The following is a 15,059-nucleotide window of genomic DNA, read 5'->3' on the forward strand; positions in this document are numbered from 1 at the left end:
CGCCTTCGAACAAAACATAGACTACGCGATCAAGCCCCGTTCGAGCCCAAGCGTACGGTGGCGAACAATGAACTTACCATTCCAGGGACGCGGGGACGCGCGCGGCATGCCTGCCAGTCATCGACCATGCCGGGGACCTTGCCGCACCTGCGCCAGCAGTTCGGCTTTCAGGCGGCTTGGGCGCGGGGGGGGGGCGGGTTTCCGTTGCCTTAGATGTCGATTTGGGTCCGGGGGAACCGGCAGTTCTTGCCGACAACTTTGAGCTTCCAGTGATCCGTGGAAGCGTCGATGACGGCAAACGCGAAATCCCCAGGTTGTCGGACCTTTTCAGTAGCCTCGAAGGCTTCTGGATCACCAGCATTCAGCCGCGCGTCAATGATGGACAAATGCCGGTGACGGAAGAACTCGATTCTGTTGCTGGAACGGTGGTTGTGTCAAACTCGATCGCACACTTCAAGAATGCGCCCCCGCTCGGGCCCAACTCTGACCGTCCCACAACCCGAGCATCCATGACGCCTCTCCTGGAAACATGAAAACGTATCGACGCAGGCTGTGACGCAGCATCGTACGGCTCTTTTCCGGGGGCGCTGGCACGACGACAATCTAACCCTTAGTTGAGTGTGATGTAACTATCGTTTGCGGAATGGGAGACGTATCGCCGTGGGACGCAAGCAAACACTCGTGCAGCCGGAACCTGCCCTCCTTGTCGCCGACGCGTTATGGTAGCATTCGAGGCGCGGGAGCGCGAGACGACAAGACGTTTGGGCCACGGCGGATGCTTGGAGGCGATCCATCCTCCAGCAACAGTCCGGCGCCGCTATACCTCGCTTCGCTTCAGCAGGTAGTCCAAGCCACCTGCCCGATACCAGCGAAACCCATAGGGCTCTAGCACCATGTGATGCTCGTAAGTTCCCGTTGCCTGGCTGTCGTGTCCGTCGAGAATGTCAATCAACATTCCCGGATTGCCCTCATTGTTGAGGCTGAAACTGATTTCGACGGGCTTGTCGTGGAAATTATGGATGATGACGACGACGTTTTCGCGCCATTCGTACCGCATGATCAGAACACCTGGATCCTGGCAGTCGATCACGGTGCAAGTGCCCCATCCGATCTCTGGAGCTTCCTTGCGCATTCTTATCATTCGCTCGGTCCAGTTCAGCATCGAGTCACTATCACGGCGCTGAAAAGCCACGTTCACATTCTCGTACCCGTATGGACCCTGTGAAATCAGCGGTAATACGGGTTTCTGACCTTTCGTGAAGCCACCTTGGGGCTCGTTTGACCACTGCATTGGAGTACGCGCGCAGTTACGCTCGGGCAGCGATAAGTCATCGCCCATGCCAATCTCATCGCCGTAGCGAAGAACCGGTGTGCCGGGCAAAGAGTACATGAGGCTGTAGGCGAGCTTGAGACGACGGATGTCTCCTCCCAGCATCGGAGCTAGGCGTCTGCGAATTCCGCGATCGTATAGCTGCATGTCCTTGTCTGGCCCAAAGGCGGAGAAGACTGCTTCCCTTTCATTCTTTGATAGCCGACCAAGATCAAGTTCGTCATGGTTGCGTAGAAATATGCCCCATTGGCCAGTACGCGGGAGCTTCTCCGTGTCCCGCATTGCCTTTGCAAGCGGACGGGTGTCCGCGCTCGCCAGCGCATAGAAGAGCGACTGGTTAACGTGGAAATTGAACATCATCTGCAGGCGCTCGCCGTCGTGCCCGAAGTACTGCATATTTTCCCTCGGGACGACGTTGGCTTCCGCCAGGATGATGCTATCGCCCTTTCGCCACTGAAGAAATTCGCGAAAAGCGCGCAGCATGTCGAAGTATTCCTTGGGCTTTTTCACGTCCGCGCCCTTTTCGGCGATTACGAAAGGCACGGCGTCCATTCGAAACCCGGAAACCCCGAGTTGGATCCAGAAGCCCATGATTTTAAGGATCTCGGCCTGAACAAGCGGGTTGGCGGTATTAAGGTCAGGCTGGAAATCGTAGAAGCGGTGGAAGTAATATTCGCCGGAATGCGTATCGCGCGTCCAAGTGGATTTTTGTACACCGGGGAAGACCATGCCCTCGCTTGCGTTTTTCGGCTTTGTCCTGGACCAGACATACCAGTCCCGGTACTTTGAGGTTTTGTCAGCCCTGGCCTCCTTGAACCAGGGATGTTCGTCTGAGGTATGGTTGACAACAAGGTCGATGAGAACTCGGATCCCGCGCTGCTTTGCGCCATGCGTGAACTCGACAAAATCCCCCAAGGTCCCATAGCGCGGATCAACGTTATAATAGTCGGAGACGTCGTAGCCGTCATCGCGACCAGGCGATGCCTGGAATGGCATCAACCAAATCGCGGTGACGCCAAGCCCAGCCAAGTAGTCCAAGCGACGTTGCAGGCCTTGGAAATCGCCGATTCCGTCTCCGTTGGAATCCATGAACGTCTCCACCGATAGGCAGTAGACGACCGCGTTCTTGTACCAAAGGTCGTTGATCAAGGCGTTGCTCCCATCAGCAGATTGATATGGTGGTGGAAGGCATCGGCAACGGAAAGGTTCCAGGGTGTGAGCTGCCCGCGAGATTTTGGCAGCGGTTTCGACGAGGTTCTGGGAGCCAGTGTAGTTGCCGCTACATACCAGGGACGTGCAATCTCCCGCGGACCTTGACCCTCGTGCGTCCTTCAGGGCCGACCGATGCCTTATCTTCGCGCAACAATCTGGTGGGCTCTTCCCACGCCGAACAGGAGCGCCAGGAGTAAACTTGGCGAAGACTTCGCGTCACCGCGGGTGCCACGTCATGGGAGGCAGAACACGTGAAGAGTGAAACCACCTCGCGGTTTGCGTGGAAGCGTGATCGGCGGGCGTCGAAGTCGATGACATCTCGAGTCCCACCACTTGAAATTAGAGACGATGGCGATAGTTATGTCCGCTAACGTACAAAGCTCGCGCTAAGTCTCGGGAGCATACTCTTTCAGAGAAGCGAGCCCCGCATGCCCACGGACCAGATAGTCGTGCTCGTCGTGGACGACGAGCTTATTCTTCGCCTGTCGATCTCGGCCGAGTTGGAAGACGAGGGCTTCGTCGTGTTTGAAGCTGGCACGGCGGACGAGGCGATAGCGACCCTCGAGCGGCATCCGGAAATCCGGCTCGTGTTCACGGACGTGGACATGCCAGGAAGCATGGACGGGCTGAAACTCGCAGCGTTCGTACGCGATCGTTGGCCGCCGATCAAAATCATCGTGACGTCAGGCTACCGCCAGCCGGAAATTGGCCAGCTTCCGCAGGGCTCGCCCTTCTTGACAAAGCCCTATGCTTCCACCGACGTCGCGACTATGATCCGTGGGCTATTAATGGGTTGACACGGGCTTGGCCGTAGAAAGGCCATCAAGCCATCAAGCCATCAAGCCATCAAGCCATCAAGCCGCTATTCGCGCTGGTCAAGCGTCGTCGATGTGACCCGCGTTTTCAGTGAACTCTCGTTCCTTGGCTATCCGCACGTCAACGGACATCTTTTCGCTCTTGTATGGTCCGAGTGACCCGGTGGCGCCGTCGTTGTTCCATTCCACCCAATGACCCTTGTCATCGGATCGAACGACTACGGATAGTGAGTGCTTCTCTTCTGACATGACTAGGTCCCCTACTGTCGCTACCACAGCTGGAATGATGGCAATGCGCCGCTGGAATTCGCGATCGAAGCTAGCTCAGCGAGTTTGATCCCTGGCCTCGTCACGCGCGATCCGCGCTTCGCGAAGCCGTTGAGTCTTAGCTTGTCGCGCCTGTTCCTCGGTCTGAAGTTCCTCGACGGCTTGACCGTGTGCGAAGAATTGGGATTGGACGCGGTCGAATGCGGCTTCGGCCTGCTGCCTGGACTTGCTGTGGGTCATGAAACCTCCTTGGGTTTCGGGGCTATGAAGCGAAAAGGCCGGACAACATTGCCCGGCCCTTCAAACGCGCTGCCCCATTGCCAGTACATCCGTGGTCAATGGGGCGGCCCGTTCAATCATGCAGCTTGCAGGTTGCAGGCAGACATCTTGCCGGACTTGGCGTCGCGCTCGAGATCATAGCCGATCTTCTGGCCCTCGACGATTTCGCGCATTCCCGCACGCTCGACGGCGGAGATATGGACGAACGCATCAGCGCCGCCGTTATCCGGCTGAATGAAGCCGAAGCCCTTTGTGGAATTGAACCATTTTACTGTGCCCGTGGTCATAATGAACCCTTTCAAAGCATAGAGTGAGGTACCGCGGAAGCAAGGCTTCGCGGACGGTGATACGACTATTTTTGAGAGAGAAGGTTCGAATAGAGCGCGGTGCCAATCGCGCGGTAGACAAAGCTCGGCAAGCAAAAGATCGATTAAGTCATAGATAGAGGCTTTACGCCGAAAGTCAACCGATAGTTTTCCAGGGACCGGTCGCTTCTCTTTTCGGATTTGGCCTCGATTGATGGTGTGGATGGCTCCTTCTTCCGCCGGCGTATTCCGGCATGGTTTCGGTGTCATTGCCTGAAGCAAAGGAGCGCTTCATGTCAGAACTTGCCACAGTCGGTATCGACCTCGCAAAGAGCGTCTTCCAGATCCATGGTGTGGACCAAACGGTCTGGTCCTTGTGCGGCGGCAGCTTCGCCGCAGCCAATTGCTTGCGTTCTTCCAGAACCATCCCCGGTGCCTCATCGGCATGGAGGCTTGCGCTGGTGCTCATGACTGGGCACGCAAGCTTCAGTAACTGGGACATGATGTCCGGCTGATGCCACCATCGTAATGTAAAGCCCTACGTCGCGGAAAGACCGACGCCGCGGACGCGGCCGCCATCTGCGAGGCTGTGACGCGGTCCTCGATGCGGTTCGTCGCCATCAAGAGCGAGGCCTGCTCGTGGGTAATGGTTCTTCACCGCACGCGGGACTTTCTGGTTCGCCAGCGCACGCAGATCGGCAATGCGATCCGAGCGCATATGACAGAATTCGGCATCATAACCGCGAAGGGCGTGCAAAATGTCGAGCGGCTGAAGGAACAAGTGGATCAATTACCGCAAGCGGTTCGGATGCCCTTGATCTTACTATTAGACCAACTGTCCGAGACGAACACGCGGATCGAGCGGCTGACCGACGAGATCGAAGAGACCCATTCGCAAAGCGAGACAAGTCAGCGTCTGGCGACGATCCCCGGTGTGGGGGTACTGTCGGCGACGATCGCGGCAACGACCTCTGATGTCGACAATTTCGACTGCGCGAGGGATTATGCGGCTTGGCTCGGCCTCGCGCCCAAGCCTCATTCTACCGGAGGCAAGCAAAGAGTGGGCGCTGTATCGAAGATGGGTGATCGGTACATCCGGCGCCTGCTGTATCTCGGCGCCATGGCGCGGATCATGCTCCGACGTCGGCTCAAGCGGGAGCCAGGAGCGGACTGGCTGTCGGGCATGCTCATGCGCAAGAAGACGAAGATTGTCGCGATTGCCTTGGCGCATCGCATGGCACGAATGATTTTTGCCGTCCTCGGGGACGGGGTCTCGATACGAGCCGCGGGTCGCCTGACGGCTCCTGGAATGGTCAGGGCAACGTGAGGTGATGGCAAACAAGCGGAGAAGAAGAACCAGGACACCCCGATGAATCCGAAGCTCTTCGAGAGCGCTCGATTGAGTGGGACCTGTTCTCCAAGCGGATATTCATCAGGGCTCGCAGCGGTTTCGCTGCGCCGTATACATGGCCGCAACCGACCTATTTACCGGAACCGATCTCGTCCTTTGCTCGCAGGAGCCATCCATACAGGGATTCAGGTCGGCGCCGATGCGATCGCTGTATTTCTTACGCGAGGTTACCAACGCTATCCTATATCGGTCGTACGAAGAGATGACCTATATTTTCATTCGGCACGAGGTTTCGAGACTGACAGGCACGCGCACGGCTGCCGGCTTAGGGGTTGTGCCCTTCCGTCGGCCGAGCAAGGCGAGACATGACGTGATGGTCTTGCGACTATTTCCGGGCCCGAGCGTCCACAACAACCTGGAATTAGGGCGGCCGAGGACAGCCGAATTCGCATCAATAACTACGGTTGCCTACAACATGTGACGGTTTCGGGGAATGCGATCCGCCCCGATTTCTCGACGGGCCACTTCTCTCGAAACCTGGAAACAGGAGAGGCCGCGCCCGGAGGTTTACCTTTTACGTTTTCGATCCAAGGATGGTGGAGGATCTGCTGGATCGAGGAGCCGTGGACGAATGGCGCGAGGAGGATGCGGTGACAAAGGCCGAAAAACGCAGACAGGCGGCCTACAAGGCAAAGCTTCCTCTGTCGCTTAAGCAAGTTAGGGAAGCTCTGAAATCGGCGAGTGAGAAGACGGATGACGCGCGGCCACGAAGCTGCGCGGATGGGAGGAATTCGATCTCGATGGCTTGCTCCATTGACGGAGTTGGATTGATAAACCTCGTATCCCGGAACACATCGGCGTTGGAGACGTTTTCCAGAAAATTGTCGAGGTTTTGATCATGAGAAGCTTGATCATGAAAACCATAGCGATCGTCATCACCGCGCTGTTGGCGACTTCTCCCGCGGTCGCGATCTCACGCCTGAGCCCGCTCAAGATGACGTGCGAACAGGCGCGCGCAACCGTCCACAACCAAGGCGCCGTGATTTTTCGCTGGTCGTCGCCCAGGGGACTTCCGCTGTATGACCGCTTCGTGCGGAACAGCCGCTATTGCGACGCGAACGAGTATGCCGAATGGAAGCGGATTCCGACGCGCGACCAATCATGCCCGGTTTTGTTTTGCGAGAACCTTGATCGTCTGGACGGCGACTTTATTATCCCGGACAACTCGCTCTGACGGGGTCGAACGCGCGTGCCCCACAAGGGCTTTTGTTGACGGGCTACGATCCACACATCATTCCGGGCGAACTCGCGGATATCGTGAGGCTCAAAAGCCGATCGCGCTCCGCGATATCGTTGATGCGGTGAGCAAAGCTCTGAATGGCCCGCGGCGATAGCCCCGACCACTCATTCAGCGTCTGGCGGGGCGCGCCAGCCTAGGCTGCTGGCCGACTCCACCCGCGTCAGTCCGCCAAGCCGCCCGCGCGAAACCGCCGATCAGATAAGATCCCGCGCCGCGCCCTCGCGCGCCCTCGCAATCCCGCGGCGCTGCAACGCATCACGAAACACCGCTTCGACCTGATTGGCTGCCGGTGTCAACACTGGCGGCGGCGGCTAGAAGAGCTTCAAGAAATGGCAGGCGGTCTTCAAACCCGGTCTTCAAGTCAAACAGAATCCGCTTGCCCTTAGCGGTTGCTCTCGCTAACTTTTTCCACTCCGCCAGTATCGCTGCGCTAGCGCGCTCATGAAATTCGACCGCGGCGCCGTCCGGCCCCACTCGCACCGATGCAATTCCGAGACGACCTGCCTGGGCTCGAATGCGGGCCGTTCGAAGCAACGCCGCCACTGGGTCGGGGAGGTCACCGAAGCGATCCAACATCTCCTCCTCCAACTCGTCGAACTCTTCCTTCAACCTCATCTTCGACAGACGTGTGTAAAAGCCTAGTCTTACGGTTGGATCCGGGACGAAATCGGAGGGAATGAAGCCGGTTACGCCGACCTCGAAATCAGGAAGATCAGGGAAAGCGGCTTTTCCGCCGCGAAGCGAGCTGACCGCCTTTGCGAGAAGCTCCTGGTAGAGACCAGTTCCGAGAACCTTTATGTGTCCCGCCTGTTCCTCGCCCACCACGCTACCGCCGCCACGCAGTTCAAGGTCATTCATCGCCACGTCGGCTCCCGATCCCAGACGATCGAACTTGAGCAGTAAGGATAGGCGCTGACGACTATCATCGCTTTCCTTCTCACCTGGCTCGGTCAGCATGTAGGCGAGCCCTTGCGATCGGCCCCTTCCAACGCGGCCCCGCAACTGGTGAAGCTGCGCCAGGCCGAATTGATCGGAACGCCAGACAAAAATCGTGTTCGCGCGAGGGACATCGAGACCGCTTTCAACGATATTGGTTGACAGCAGAATGTCGGCCTCGCCTTCTGAAAAGCGGACAACCGCGTCATCCATCTTGTCCACCGACATCTTGCCATGCGCCACCAGGACCGAGAGTTCCGGCGCTATCTCCGCGAGCATTGCCTGGAGCGGATCGATGTCGGCGACCCGTGGGGCGACGAAAAAGGACTGCCCGCCACGACGTCTCTCGCGCAGCAAGGCCGCGCGGATCGTTGCCGCGTCGATTTGGAGGATCGAGGTCCTGATGGGGCGGCGCCGAGATGGTGCGGTGGTAAGCAGGCTCACGTCTTGAACGCCGATGAGAGCGGATTGCAATGTGCGCGGGATAGGCGTCGCGGACAGCGCCAGGACGTGGACGTTCGGCGAAAGCGCTCGCATGGCGGCCTTGTCAGCGGCGCCGAAACGATGCTCCTCGTCGATGACGACCAGTCCCAGTCTCTGGAAGCTCACGTTCTTTCCAAGGATTGCGTGGGTCGCGATAACAATATCGACGGTCCCTGCCCTTATCTCATCGCGCGTGCGCGTGACCTCGTCGTTCCTCACGGCGCGAGACAGCAGGCCGACCGAGAGCCCAGACTTCTCAAATCGCTTCTTGAACACGTCATGATGTTGTCTGGCCAGAACAGTTGTAGGCGCCACGACCGTCACCTGCAGATTGGACATCGCGACGGCCGCCGCTGCTCTCAGGGCGATCTCGGTCTTTCCGAACCCGACATCCCCGCAAATCAGGCGATCCATGGGACGGCCACTCGCCATGTCGGCGAGATATTCATCTATCGCGCTCATTTGATCGGTGGTGAGACCGTAGGGGAAGCGCGCGCAGAATTTCCGATACTCGTCTTGCGGCGGCACTATCGGTTTCGTTTTAGTTTCCGAACGTCGGCGGGCAACGTCAACGAGATGCTTGGCCGCGGACCGGATATCCCGCTGGAGGTCATTTCGCTTGCTTGCCCATACATTTGTATTGAGCCGGTCCAGGGTAACGGATGACGCTTCGGCGCCGTATCGCCAAAGGAGGCCAAAATCCTTCATCGGAACGATGATCGAGGCGCCCCCGTGATACTCAAGCCGCGCGGAGTCAAATTCCACGCCTTCGACAACGGTGGTTTCGATCGCCCGCAAGATCGCGACCCCATGTTCCTCATGGACAACAACATCCCCGATCTTGAGATCCGGCGCCCGCAGCGTCGACCGGGTATGGTCGCGTTGGTCGCCGATGGGCGGCCCAAGAATGTCCTGGCAAGCCACAACAACAAGATTTCGTCCACGATCCACATACCCTTCCGTCCACGGGATCCTTCCGCTTCGAACGCTCGATCCCGTCTCCAACAGCTCTTGCCAAGTCGTGGCTGGCACGACGTTCGTGTTCAGCGATTTGCTCACCCGATCCGTCAATCGGCTCAACTGGGGTTCGTCTCCCACTATCGCGAGATGGGTGCCATTTGTGGCGACATTGTTGACAAGCTCCGTTAGAGCTCCGAACCCTTTCCGACCCGCTTCCAGCGGCAGGTATCCATCCGTATCAAGCAGTGACCAGCCGGGCCCCGAGCGCGCGTCGTCCCAAGCCTCGCGATCGAGGTAGAGTGAGCGCTGCGTCAAGGGCGCCCCGGAGGATATTCGCGCGTCCTCCATGATGTCGAGATACTCGTCCACTCTCCGGTCGACGTCGTCCTCGATAAGGAAGGTGGCGGGTTTAAGCACGTCAAACACTGTTTCGAGCGCGCTGTAATTTCTCAACATCCGTGTGTATACCGCCTGGCCATCGGAGGCTTCGTCGAGCTCGCCAGGGGCAAGGATTATTTCTGAAGCTGGTCCGAATAGCATCTCTTTGACACTCGCTTGCGTGCGCTGTGTCGCCGGATCGTAAAACCAGAGTTCCTCGACGATGCCGTCCTCGTTCAGATAGCATCGCATGGGGAGGTTGCCGCCGGCGGGAAATATATCAACGACGCCGTTAAGGATAGCGACCTCACCTGGTTCATCGACAACACCGTCCACCGCGTAGCCTGTCCGCGAAAGGAAGGCTTCAAACGACGACAGATCAAACCGGCCGCCGACAGCGACTTCGAAGCATGCAGACTGGATGACGTCCGCGGGTGGAATTCGCTGAAGCAAGGCTTCAAGTGATGTCACACACAATCGTCCGCCCGGCCGCGTCGCCAGCCACTCGCGCAAGGCATCCATTCTCATTCCCATTGAAGCTCGCGATGGCGGTACCCTATCAAATGGAAGACAGTCCCACGCGGGCAGATAAAAGAGTTTGCTCCCGAGCGAGAGGCATTCGCACGCCTCGATGATGCGCTTCGCACGTCCGTCCGAGCGTGCGACGAAGACGATGTCGTCGCCGTGCTCAGCGCCGACCTGGCGCGCGAGCTCGCTAGCGATAAATGATGAATTCGCGGCGCTATGTTGGTTTTGAGGGGCTACTGGCATCGATCCTTACCATGTATCTTGGAGGCGGGCGAAAAGGCGATAGTCAACGATGATCACGCGGCTAGGTTCCGGATGGATGGATGCTGGTTGCTTTCGCGAGATCGCGCCATGGGACAGAGCCTTTTGCCCCGGCATGCCCTGTCTACTCCCGCAAGCGGGCGCGTGGCGCGTGGCGGGAGTGGCCATGGACCGTGGGATACGTCTTCCAAACCCCGGCCACCGATTCCATCCCGGACACTGGCTATCCGCGCCCGCGGCTCTTGGATTTTGGCACCGATCTGGCCTCGCTGTTCGCTCAGACGCCTGCACCGGTCCCGGACGAGTTTCCAATGGCGGCGCCGAGGCAACAAAGCCCGCTTTCGAGCGTTAATCCAAAGGTGAAAGGGAGGACGTTCATGTCTAACGTGTCAAAAGCAGGTGGCGACGACCACAACAATGCCACAACTCGCAACACATTCGGTTCATCAGTCGAGAGCCAGGCGCAGATTTCGGACGCGGCGGCCGCGGGAGCATCGGGGGGTGAAGCGGAAAAGCTTTCAATATATCGGCTGGAGCCAATCGCGGCACCGGGTGATCCGCGGTGGGTGAACTCGCCCGGCCACGGGGTCGTCATGGTCGCGGCCCGAACGTCGGGGGACGCTAGGATCGTGGCCGCGAGTCGCGAACTCGACTTCATGGAAGTGGATGCCGCGCCCGCTGAGGATGTGACGACGTTCAACGCAAGCGCTTTTCGCGACGATAAGCTCTACACCGTGATCGAGGTCGAGCGAGGGCGGACCGATATCGCCCGCGGAGTGATCAAGGGCGAGATCTCGGTTGATACCATCAGGCCGGTGCAACCAGACTGAGACGCGGTTCGCAACCTCGCTCATCCATGCCAGAAGCAACACGGGATCGGAAGATGTAGATGTCGGTCCCGTCAGTGTCCAACATATGCCGAAGGCGGGAGGCGCCCCCACCGAACGCAAGTGCGCGATATCAGGCGCCCTCCCCCGGAGAGGCTCGATCGGATAAGCGCTACCGACGGCCAAGCTCGGAAGCCTACTTCACGGGGGCTCGGCGGCGGAAAATCCGTCCCGTCATTGGAAGCTGAATTCGGGTCGTGGCGGCTTTTTGCTCGAGGAGGCCCGCATATTCAATCTGATCAACGAGACCGCGATATAAGGTTGATAAGCTCAAGGCGGGTCGTGGGTTCAGACATGAACGCCATTTCATTGCGCGGATCTCGGCGCGCGAACTTGATTAGCCCCGACGTCACGATGATCCGAATGCTCGGCCACCGGCTCCGCACGGTGGCGACGAGTCCCAGCCCGTCCATCGATCCGGGCATGTCAGTGTCCGTGAACAGCGTGTCGACGATGTTGGTCTCAAGAAGAACAAGTGCCTCGGCAGCGTTGGCGGGCTTCAAGCGTTCGGAAGCCGGCTCTGTCCAGGAAGTCCACCGTGTCGCGGCGTATCCGCGGCTCGTCCTCGACAATCAGAATGTTTCTGTTTTTGGCATCGCTCCGGTTGTCTTGGCAAGCAAATTCGCCACGCAGTTTTACGAGGACCTCGCGCCCATCACTTGATGCGCGCGTCGCCTCCAATAAATCGTACTCGGCGGATGCCTGATCCCAGTGATATTTATCCTGTCCGAAGGGCCGGCCGGCCTCCTCCCACAAAGCATAGGCACGCCTGGCGATCCATTCGCCACGATTTTCCATTCCAACCTCCCCATGATCCGGATTGCGCGAACTATTAGCCAAACCTCCTCGGATCAAAGCAGCTCCGGCCTGGACAGAGCCGAACCCGCGTTGCCATCGACGGCCTTCGTTTGTCTCTCGGCGGCTCAAACCTCGTTAATGTCGCGAGGTTCCCGTCGCGAACATGGCGAAGCGACATTCTCGTGAGATATTGATTTGATGCTGATCGATTGGCGCGCGAGCCGACAGCTGGCGATGGTGACCGGTGCCCGACGAGGCTAGGCCTGCTCCAACCCGCAACACCCAAGTACGCCCCGCTTGAAGCGATTTAGCGCGGTAACGGGAACGAACACTCACCCTTGGAGTTTCAAAATGGAAAAATTCCTTGAAGGGCTGACATGACGAATTCTCACGGCGGTAAGCAAATTGTAGCCGGCGACTGGACGCGTCTCGGCGCGAACTTCGATGGCGATGGAGTGAACTTCGCGATATTCAGTGCGCACGCCGAGCGCGTCGAGCTGTGCCTATTTGACGAGACGGGAATAATAGAGACCGACCGCGTCGTGCTTCCGGAATTCACGAACGAGGTTTGGCACGGCTACGTGCCGGGTCTGAAGCCCGGAGCACTTTACGCGTACAGGGTCCACGGGCCTTACGACCCGGAGAGCGGCCATCGTTTCAACCCGAACAAGTTGCTGATCGATCCATATGCGCGCGAGCTGGTGGGGGACGTCGAATGGAGCCAAGCGCAGTTCGCGTATAAGTTGGACGCCGAGGAAAAGGACATGTCGTTCGATGAGACCGACAGCGCCCAGTCAATGCCTAAATGCCGCGTGATTGACCCGTCCAGTTACGACTGGCAAGGGGACACGAAGCCGCGGGTTGCCTGGTCGAACACGATCTTCTACGAGACCCACGTGAAAGGTTTCACCAAGCTCCACCCCGCCGTTCCCGAGGAGCTGCGCGGATCCTTCGAAGGATTGGGGCACCGAGAGGTCGTGGACTACATCCGCAACCTCGGGGTCACGTCCGTCGAGCTTCTCCCCGTCCACTGGTTTCCAGATGACGCGCACCTGCTCGACAAGGGTCTTAAAAACTATTGGGGATACAATTCCCTAGGCTTCTTCGCGCCAACTGCCCGTTACTACGGCCCGAAGGGCATTGTTGGCTTCCGGGACATGGTCCGCGCCTTCCATGACGCCGGCGTCGAGGTTATTCTCGACGTGGTCTACAACCATACCGCTGAAGGCAACGAACTCGGTCCCACGCTGTCGTTCAAGGGGATCGACAACTTTTCCTACTACCGCACGATGCCCGAGCAGCCTCGCTACTACATCAACGACACAGGAACTGGAAACACTGTTAACACCTCCCATCCTCGCGTCCTGCAGTTGATAACCGACAGCCTCCGATATTGGGCTGAAGAGATGCATGTGGATGGCTTCCGTTTTGATCTCGGTACTATCCTCGGCCGTGAACCGGAAGGCTTTGATCAACGAGGCGGATTTTTTGACGCGGTCGGGCAGGACCCCGTTCTGTCTCGATTGAAGCTTATCGGGGAGCCGTGGGACATCGGTCCAGGGGGGTATCAGGTTGGTGGCTTTCCGCCGGGGTGGGCCGAATGGAATGACAAGTATCGGGATACGGCGCGCGATTACTGGAAGGACACCGATGGCACCACGGGGGATTTCGCGGCGCGTGTGCTTGGGTCTGGAGACGTGTACGACCTTCGTGGCCGCAGACCGTGGGCCAGTGTGAATTTCATTACGGCGCATGATGGTTTCACGTTGAATGACGTCGTTTCCTACGATGAGAAGCACAATGACGATAATGGCGAAGACAACAAGGATGGTCATGGCGACAACCGAAGCCATAATCACGGCGTCGAGGGTCCAACGGATGACCTAGACGTGATAGATGTTCGAGAACGACAAAAGCGCAACTTCCTGGCAACCCTGTTCCTATCCCATGGCACGCCTATGCTGCTCGCTGGCGACGAATTCGGTCGCAGCCAGATGGGCAACAACAATGGTTATTGCCAAGACAGCGAGCTTAGTTGGGTCCATTGGGAAAACCTCCCGGTCTCCGCCGATAGCCTTCGGGGCTTCGTGAAGAGGTTGATCAGCCTGCGTCAGTCCAATCGAATTCTTCGGCGGGAGAGCTGGCGCGATGGCACCCTGGTGACGTGGCTTAATCCAGGCGGCGGCGAACAGACGCAAGAGCATTGGGCCGATCAAGGGAGCACGACCATAGGCTTGCGTCTGACGGCAAGTTCGGACACGGAAGGGATGAATGACGTCATCATTCTGTTCAACCCGCATGATGGTGACGTGGAGTTCAGCCTGCCCGAGAGTTCGGGCAAGGGCTGGGTGGTTACTTTGACGACCGCCGATCCGATCATTGGGGAACAAGATATCGGCGAGACGGAGTCCTATCTACTCTCTCCGCGCAGCCTTGTGCTGCTATCCGCCAAGGGGTGAACCCGGCAATAAGGGTGAGTGATTGGTTGACGGATGGAAACCACAATGGCCGTCAGCATGTTACGCCCTGTTCTCGCCTAAGCTTTACCGGTGACGGTTTAGCATCCTTGATCCCCTACGCCAGCGAAGATAAGGGAACTATTGCTCGAAGCAAAGGTTCGGGTGACAGGCTTGATCGATAATCCATACTCTTTCCTCGAGATTTCTCCGATCAAGCCTTTCGACACGCAACCCCCATGGAGACAACCATGTCCGACGGAAATCAAGGCCCTGCCTGGTGGTTCGCCTGGGTGGGCCATACCAACACCAATCTCGGCATGGCCCGATTTCTCGCGGTCCCCGTTAGCTTTGTTGTCATCCTCGGGCTCGTGGCATGGTCAATATGGCCGTGAAGCCTTGGAGGATTCGGGCAAGACCTGATTTGCGCTATATCGACGAAGCCACGGGCAACTTGCGTCATCACGTCATCTGGTGGCGACAGGTGATCGACCCTTCACCAGCCGTCACCAA

10 protein-coding genes and 2 pseudogenes are annotated in these 15,059 nt (G+C 58.3%); 6 read left to right on the top strand and 6 right to left on the bottom strand.

Features of this window, described 5'->3' with window-relative positions; all coding sequences use genetic code 11:
* Window positions 1–817 precede the first annotated feature (817 nt).
* Window positions 818–2,479 (bottom strand): alpha-amylase family protein, encoded by a 1,662-nt coding sequence (locus P3R82_RS09020; RefSeq protein WP_112989279.1) that lies wholly within the window; start codon window positions 2,477–2,479, stop codon window positions 818–820.
* A 491-nt stretch (window positions 2,480–2,970) separates the two neighbouring features.
* On the opposite strand from P3R82_RS09020, the gene P3R82_RS09025 reads away from it, so the two are divergent.
* Window positions 2,971–3,339: a response regulator gene (locus P3R82_RS09025; protein WP_111565447.1), complete on the top strand. Its 369-nt coding sequence runs from the start codon at window positions 2,971–2,973 to the stop codon at window positions 3,337–3,339.
* A 342-nt stretch (window positions 3,340–3,681) separates the two neighbouring features.
* On the opposite strand, the gene P3R82_RS09030 is transcribed toward P3R82_RS09025, so the two are convergent.
* Both P3R82_RS09030 and P3R82_RS09035 read right to left on the bottom strand, forming a co-directional pair.
* Window positions 3,682–3,864: a hypothetical protein gene (locus tag P3R82_RS09030; RefSeq protein ID WP_111564812.1), complete on the bottom strand. Its 183-nt coding sequence runs from the start codon at window positions 3,862–3,864 to the stop codon at window positions 3,682–3,684.
* Between the two features lie 116 nt (window positions 3,865–3,980).
* On the bottom strand, window positions 3,981–4,190 hold the full coding sequence (locus P3R82_RS09035; protein ID WP_047514662.1) for a cold-shock protein: 210 nt from the start codon (window positions 4,188–4,190) through the stop codon (window positions 3,981–3,983).
* Between the two features lie 311 nt (window positions 4,191–4,501).
* Here P3R82_RS09035 and P3R82_RS09040 point away from each other — a divergent pair.
* From P3R82_RS09040 to P3R82_RS09050, 3 genes and pseudogenes are all read left to right on the top strand, one after another.
* Window positions 4,502–5,535 (top strand): annotated as a pseudogene (locus P3R82_RS09040) (IS110 family transposase).
* Window positions 5,536–6,107: 572 nt separating this feature from the next.
* Window positions 6,108–6,376, top strand: a pseudogene (locus P3R82_RS09045) (hypothetical protein); the annotation flags it as partial.
* Between the two features lie 96 nt (window positions 6,377–6,472).
* Entirely contained in the window at window positions 6,473–6,793 is a 321-nt protein-coding gene (locus tag P3R82_RS09050) for a hypothetical protein (protein WP_283193700.1), read from the top strand.
* Between the two features lie 321 nt (window positions 6,794–7,114).
* Here P3R82_RS09050 and P3R82_RS09055 read toward each other — a convergent pair whose 3' ends face one another.
* Window positions 7,115–10,387, bottom strand: coding sequence for a DEAD/DEAH box helicase (locus tag P3R82_RS09055; protein WP_283193701.1), 3,273 nt, complete (start codon window positions 10,385–10,387; stop codon window positions 7,115–7,117).
* 395 nt (window positions 10,388–10,782) lie between these two features.
* Here P3R82_RS09055 and P3R82_RS09060 point away from each other — a divergent pair, with 395 nt between their 5' ends.
* Entirely contained in the window at window positions 10,783–11,235 is a 453-nt protein-coding gene (locus P3R82_RS09060; protein ID WP_111564045.1) for a hypothetical protein, read from the top strand.
* A gap of 296 nt (window positions 11,236–11,531) precedes the next feature.
* Here the strand turns inward: P3R82_RS09060 and P3R82_RS09065 are convergent, their stop codons facing one another.
* Window positions 11,532–11,864 carry a response regulator gene (locus P3R82_RS09065; RefSeq protein WP_112437175.1) on the bottom strand — a complete coding sequence of 111 codons (333 nt, stop codon included), beginning with the start codon at window positions 11,862–11,864 and terminating at the stop codon, window positions 11,532–11,534.
* Window positions 11,755–12,090, bottom strand: coding sequence for a DUF2934 domain-containing protein (locus P3R82_RS09070; RefSeq protein ID WP_112437176.1), 336 nt, complete (start codon window positions 12,088–12,090; stop codon window positions 11,755–11,757). The genes P3R82_RS09065 and P3R82_RS09070 overlap by 110 nt, the downstream gene beginning before the upstream one ends.
* A gap of 377 nt (window positions 12,091–12,467) precedes the next feature.
* Here P3R82_RS09070 and glgX point away from each other — a divergent pair, with 377 nt between their 5' ends.
* Entirely contained in the window at window positions 12,468–14,549 is a 2,082-nt protein-coding gene (gene glgX / locus P3R82_RS09075) for a glycogen debranching protein GlgX (RefSeq protein ID WP_112437177.1), read from the top strand.
* The last annotated feature ends 510 nt before the right edge of the window (window positions 14,550–15,059 follow it).

The organism is Rhizobium sp. AN80A (assembly GCF_030053015.1).
GTDB lineage: Bacteria > Pseudomonadota > Alphaproteobacteria > Rhizobiales > Rhizobiaceae > Rhizobium > Rhizobium metallidurans.